This is a genomic window from Streptomyces sp. NPDC020362 (genome assembly GCF_040642095.1).
Taxonomy (GTDB): Bacteria; Actinomycetota; Actinomycetes; order Streptomycetales; family Streptomycetaceae; genus Streptomyces.
This window is the reverse complement of record NZ_JBFAET010000349.1, coordinates 1-5,362: the sequence shown is the minus strand read 5'-3', so window position 1 is coordinate 5,362 and position 5,362 is coordinate 1. Positions and strand designations below refer to the sequence as shown.

5 protein-coding genes and 2 pseudogenes are annotated in these 5,362 nt (G+C 69.5%); 5 read left to right on the top strand and 2 right to left on the bottom strand.

What is annotated here, in order from left to right; all coding sequences use genetic code 11:
* Nucleotides 1-127: 127 nt before the first annotated feature.
* Entirely contained in the window at nucleotides 128-1,243 is a 1,116-nt protein-coding gene (hemE, locus tag AB0H32_RS46625) for a uroporphyrinogen decarboxylase (protein ID WP_361135287.1), read from the bottom strand.
* A gap of 160 nt (nucleotides 1,244-1,403) precedes the next feature.
* Here hemE and AB0H32_RS46620 point away from each other — a divergent pair.
* Nucleotides 1,404-1,922: pseudogene (locus tag AB0H32_RS46620) on the top strand (aldehyde dehydrogenase family protein); the annotation flags it as partial.
* Between the two features lie 46 nt (nucleotides 1,923-1,968).
* Complete coding sequence (locus AB0H32_RS46615) at nucleotides 1,969-2,769, top strand: beta-ketoacyl reductase (protein ID WP_361135284.1); 801 nt, start codon at nucleotides 1,969-1,971, stop codon at nucleotides 2,767-2,769.
* A 380-nt stretch (nucleotides 2,770-3,149) separates the two neighbouring features.
* On the opposite strand, the pseudogene AB0H32_RS46610 reads toward AB0H32_RS46615, so the two are convergent.
* Nucleotides 3,150-3,287 (bottom strand): annotated as a pseudogene (locus AB0H32_RS46610) (exodeoxyribonuclease III); the annotation flags it as partial.
* Nucleotides 3,288-3,415: 128 nt separating this feature from the next.
* Between AB0H32_RS46610 and AB0H32_RS46605 the strand changes: the two are divergent.
* From AB0H32_RS46605 to AB0H32_RS46595, 3 genes are all read left to right on the top strand, one after another.
* The gene (locus AB0H32_RS46605; protein WP_361135281.1) at nucleotides 3,416-3,931 is read left to right on the top strand and encodes a hypothetical protein; all 516 of its coding nucleotides are present in this window, start codon (nucleotides 3,416-3,418) and stop codon (nucleotides 3,929-3,931) included.
* A gap of 27 nt (nucleotides 3,932-3,958) precedes the next feature.
* Complete coding sequence (locus AB0H32_RS46600; protein WP_361135278.1) at nucleotides 3,959-4,576, top strand: site-specific integrase; 618 nt, start codon at nucleotides 3,959-3,961, stop codon at nucleotides 4,574-4,576.
* 330 nt (nucleotides 4,577-4,906) lie between these two features.
* Nucleotides 4,907-5,173 carry a hypothetical protein gene (locus AB0H32_RS46595; protein WP_361135275.1) on the top strand — a complete coding sequence of 89 codons (267 nt, stop codon included), beginning with the start codon at nucleotides 4,907-4,909 and terminating at the stop codon, nucleotides 5,171-5,173.
* Nucleotides 5,174-5,362 lie beyond the last annotated feature (189 nt).

Sequence of the window (5,362 nt, the reverse complement as noted above, 5' to 3'; positions counted from 1 at the left end):
CGCGAGGAACGGGACTTCCTGCTCGTCCAGTGTCCCGGCAGCCCCGCCCTGGGTTCCCAGGCGGTTGAACAGATCGCTGTAGTTGGCGAAGTTGATCGCGTTGCGCGGCCGGGGTTTCCGGCCGGCCCTACGCCGTGGGCGTGCTCCAGGCGCGCACCTGCTCGACGACGGCCGTGACGTGCTCGATGGGCGTAGTCTTGACGATGCCGTGTCCCAGGTTGAACACGAACGGCCCCCCGCTCAGGCCGCGCAGGATGCGCTCCGTCTCGGCGTGGAGCGCGGGGCCGCCGGCGATCAGGAGCTGGGGGTCGAGGTTGCCCTGCACGCAGCGGCCCAGGCCGCGCTGGAGGTTCCGCGCGGCCCATTCGAGCGGAACCGTGGAGTCCAGGCCGATGCAGTCCGCGCCGGTCGCCTCGGCGAAGCCGTCGTAGGAGAGCCCGGCACCCCGGGGGAACGCGATGACGGGAACGTCGGGGTACTGCGCCTTCAGCGCGCTGATGATGGCGGCGATCGGCCTGACGCACCAGCGCTCGAAAAGGACGTCCGGAAGCACCCCGGCCCAACTGTCGAACAACTGGACCGCTTCCGCGCCCGCCTCGATCTGGCGGCCGAGGAATTGGATGATGGCGGCCGTCAGCAGGTCCATCAGGGGCTGGAATCCGTCGGGGTCGCTCAGCGCCCACTGTTTGACGACGGAGTGCTCCGACGCGGCGCCGCCGCGGCCCTCGACCATGTAGGTGGCAATGGTCCACGGTGCGCCGGCATAGCCGATCAGGGCCGTCTCGGCGGGCAGGGCGCGGGTCAGCTGACCGACCGTCTCGTAGATCGGGGCAAGTTCCTCGTGGAGGCGGGAGATGCTCAGGAATTCGGCGATGTCCGCCGTCGAACGGACGGGCGGCGTCAACACCGGCCCCTCGCCGACCCGGTAGTCCAGGGTCTGGCCCAGTGCGGCGGCGACCTGCGGAAGGTCCGCGAACACGATGGCGGCGTCGAGCGGGAAGCGGCGCAGCGGCTGCAGGGTGACCTCGACGGCGTGCTCGGGCGTGGTGCAGAGCCCCACCATGCCGCCGGCCGCCTCACGGACCCGGTGGTACTCGGGCAGGTAGCGTCCGGCCTGCCGCATCAGCCAGATCGGCGGCCGCTCGGTCCGCTCTCCCGCGAGTGCGCGCAGAAGCAGCTTCTTGGGCTGGACATTCCCGGACCCCGGCTTCGGACGGACTGCTTCCCGGATGCCGATGTCCACGTTGTTCCATCCTGTTGAATTGCCCCGGGTGCTGACGGGGGCTCAAGTAGCGACGTCGGACCCCATCAATGGGGGACGGCGTCAGCGTAGCAGAGCCCTCTTGGGTGACCCGGCGGGCCGCTGACTGCCAGTCAGGAGCCCGAGCGGGCAAGGCCACGGAATGGAAGTCCCAGTTACCCCGCAGTGGCGGATCGTAGGCGGAGCGCCATTTACGCGTCCGCCCGGCGCACGCGAGCATGATCGCCGTGGAGGCGGCGATCGGGAGGGTGACCGGATGAGCCTGGCTGGACGCGCGGAGGCGCCGATCGGTCGGACGGACCGCTTCTTCATCGGCGGTCAGTGGGTGGTGCCGTCGTCCGGCGCCACGATCGACGTGATCGACTCCGCGACCGAGGAGCTCTACTTCAGGGTCGCGCAGGCGCAGGCCACCGACATGTCCAGGGCCGTCGCGGCGGCGCGGGAGGCCTTCGACGAAGGCCCCTGGCCGCGGCTGACGCCGGCCGAGCGGGCCGGGTACCTGCGGGTCATCGGTGCGGAACTCAGGCTCCGCGGCGAGGACATCGCCGAGATCTGGCCGCGCGAGTCCGGGGTCCTGTACACCTTCGCCGCGCACGCCGGCACGGGCGCGGAGGCCGCCTTCAAGCGGTACGCCGCGCTGGCCGGCACGTTCCCGTTCGAGGAGCCGGTCAAGCCGACGGCCGGCGGACAGTTCGGCATGATCGTCCGTGAGCCGGCAGGCCAGCTATGCCGCCGCCAACGCGTTCCTGGACGCGCTCGCTGCCTACCGCCGGGAACGGCACCTGGCCGGTCAGTCGCTGGCCTGGGGACTGTGGGCTCAGACCTCGGAGATGACCGGGCATCTCAACGGCACCGGTATGTCCCGCCTGCGCCGTGGTGGCATCGAGCCGATGACGACGGAGCAGGGCCTGGCGCTGTTCGAGGCCGCCGCGGCGTTGGGTGCGTCGTTGGCGGTCCCGGCTCTGCTGGACCTGACCGCACTGTCACGCCCGGGACGACCGCTGCTTCCGCTGCTGCGCGGTCTGGCCGCTGCCGTCCCCGCCCGCCCGACCGCGGCTGCGGCTGCTGCTGCGGACACGGGTGCGGTTGGCTTGGCGGACCGGTTGGCCGCGCTCAGTCCTGCCGAGCGCGAGCAGGAACTCCTGGAGGTCATCCGGGCTGCCGCCGCCGTTGTCCTGGGCCACACCCGCCCTGGGGACATCGACTCCCAGCGGCCCTTCCGCGACACGGGGATTGACTCCCTGACCGCGCTGGAGCTCCGCAACCGGCTCGCGACCGAGACCGGCCTCACCCTCCCCGCCACCCTGGTCTTCGACTACCGGGCACCGGACGAGCTCGCCCGGTTCCTGCTCGAAGAGTTCGGTGACGCCTGGGCGCCCGCTGACGAGGACATCGTCGAGCAGCTCGCCAGGTTGGAGACGGCCCTCGCGAAGGACGGGGACCTCGATGAGAAGCTGCGCGGCTTCGCCCGCTCCCGTCTGCAGGCGCTGCTGGACATGGTGCGCTGATCGGATCGACCGGCGAACGAGGGGAGAGAACCTGCTCGCGGTAGCGGAGTAGGAGTAGGAGCCGGAGTGGTTGTCCTGCACGGGCAGCACCGCCGGGAGACTCGCGCCGCCCGCCGGGCACCGTGAAGGCTCGCGACGTACCCATGGCGAGGCTGCCGGGACCCAGCCGGGCTCCTGAGACCGCGGAGCAGCATGCAGTGGAAGTGAATACGGGAACCGTCCGTCACCGGTCCCTGCCGGCAGGTGTCCGCCCTGCTGGCAGGGACCGCTGTGTGCCAACCGCCGAGCGGGGCACTCCCGTCGGGAGTCCGCCGAGCTGCGCACCATTACCGACGGCCCCGCCCGGCTCGGCCCGGCGGTACCGACAACGCGACGCGGCGTCAGACCGTGTGGTCGTACTCCACCGTCACCGGCGCGTGGTCCGACCACCGCTCGGCGTGCGTCGCGGCCCGCTCGACGAGGGACTTGGCGGCGCGGGCGGCCAGGCCCGGGGTGGCGATCTGGTAGTCGATGCGCCACCGGCAGAACCGGGTGAGCTCGTCCAGTCGGCCTGCGCAGCTGGCCAGGTGCAGGGTGGCGCGATGTGCCCGGGGCAGCGGAGCGACCGCCGGGTGCCGGGGGGGCGAGCATGGCCAGGACCAGTTCCTTGGCGAACCAGCCGCCATCGTCGGTCGGCGATGGCGGTGAAGTCGAAGCGGCGGGTGCAGAGCGCGAGTTGGACGGGCAGGCCGGCGACGTCGGTGAAGTCCCAGACGTCGTCCTCGAACACCGGGCGGACGGTTGCATCGGGAAGCGTGAGGCCGGCCTCCCGGCAGACGTCGGCGGCGGCGAAGACCGCGGACCGGCCGTCGAGGGCAGCAGCGGCGAGAGCGGTGGTCACGCGGTCATCTCCTCAGGTCGCAGGGGCAGTTCCGCGTCCTGGCCGTCAACGTGGTTGGCCGCCTCGGTGAGGACGGCGGCATCGGACACCTTCGACAAGCTGCGCGCGGTCATCCTCGATGCGCAGCGGCTCGGCATCTTCACCGACAACCCGCCGGCAGGCGTCAAACCGCCGCAGTACGACCCAGCGCGGGCCGTGATCCCGTCCCTCGAACAGCTCCGCGCGATACGTACTCCAGTCGACGACGCCTTCATGTTGATCGTCGACCTGATGAGCGGCTGAGGCCTGCGGACCGGAGAGGCTGCTGCGGTGCACCTCAACAACATCGTGGCCGACGACGTGTACCGAGTCACCGAACAGATCGTTTTGTCGATACGGCGGTACAGACCGCTCAAGCACAGGAAGGTGGGGGACTACCGTGATGTGCCCCTATCCGCTCGGATCAGGAAGACGATCGAGCGGTACGCCGAGAAGTACGGCACAGTCGATAACTACCTGCTGCGCCAGCAGATCGACCCCCGCAAGCCGTATCCGCATTGGGGGATGGACAACCAGTGGCCGGGGATCAGGGCGTCGGGCCAGGTGGACATCCCGGAAGGCATGGTTCTCTATGGGAACCGGCACTTCTACGCGTCGAACTGCCTGAGCAATGGCATCCCGATCACAGACGTCGCCGAGTGGATGGGGCACAACAGCGTCGGCGTCACGTTCAAGATCTATCGGCACCTCCTGCCAGGATCGATCGGCAAGGGCTGCGCAGGTGCTGGACAGCGCACTCACGGCCTGACGCGACGTGCGTCCTGGCCGCGCCGTCGTCCAGGACTCGAGCGTGCAGGGTCTCGGCCGAGCTGCTGCTGCCCAGCCCAGGAGTGCACATCGGTGATCTTGAACTGCAGCTTGGCGCTACGACCGTCCCCGAACTTGTAGGGGATACGAGTTTGGGTGCATCTCGGTATACCCACGTGATCGACATGTTCAGATACTCGGCAGTCTGCTTGGCGTTCATGAACTGCGGCGGCATGCGCGGGTCCTCAAGGTCACACGGGTCGCGAAGCCCCGAGCTTCCGCCGTAGACCACGGTTTGCCGTGACAGCGGATCGGGTCGTAAGGAAAGGCTCGCTCGTTGTCTCCAAGCACCGGCTTCTGAGTCGTTGGCCCAGGGCCGCCGCGCAATAGGCGATTCGACGGGAGAGGCAGGCTCCGGTCTTCGGCGCGCCGCACGTTCGTCCTAGCAGTTTCAGCGCACGCTTACTGGTCTTGACGTGGGAGCGCAGTTCGCTGTACACGGCATTCGCCTTCGAGGTGTGTGACTTCTTCTTACTGGCGGCGGACAGGTCCGTCTGGTCCTTCAGGACGACGAAGAAGAACGCCCGGCCGCCGTCGTCCACGGTGTTCAGCAGGGCGGAGTCGACCTTCGGCGACGGCGCCGCATCGGCGGCAGCCGGGCGCAGCGGCACGGTCAGCAGGGCGGTCGCGGTGGAAGCGACCGTCGCCCGGGCGGCGCCGGCACGCCAAGGCGGCTGAGGCAGGTGTATCGGGGGCGCTCCTCCAGGAACGGTACGGGGGAGCCCGGACGCTAGTACTCCAGCAGTACTTCGCCATTTCTGCTGGTCAGGGCTCTGAGGGTGGGGAGTGTAGTGGTGTGGGCAGGGGCATGGAACGGTCTTTGGCGGGGTGCCGCCCCAACGAGTGGCCGCGCCGTATGCAGTGACA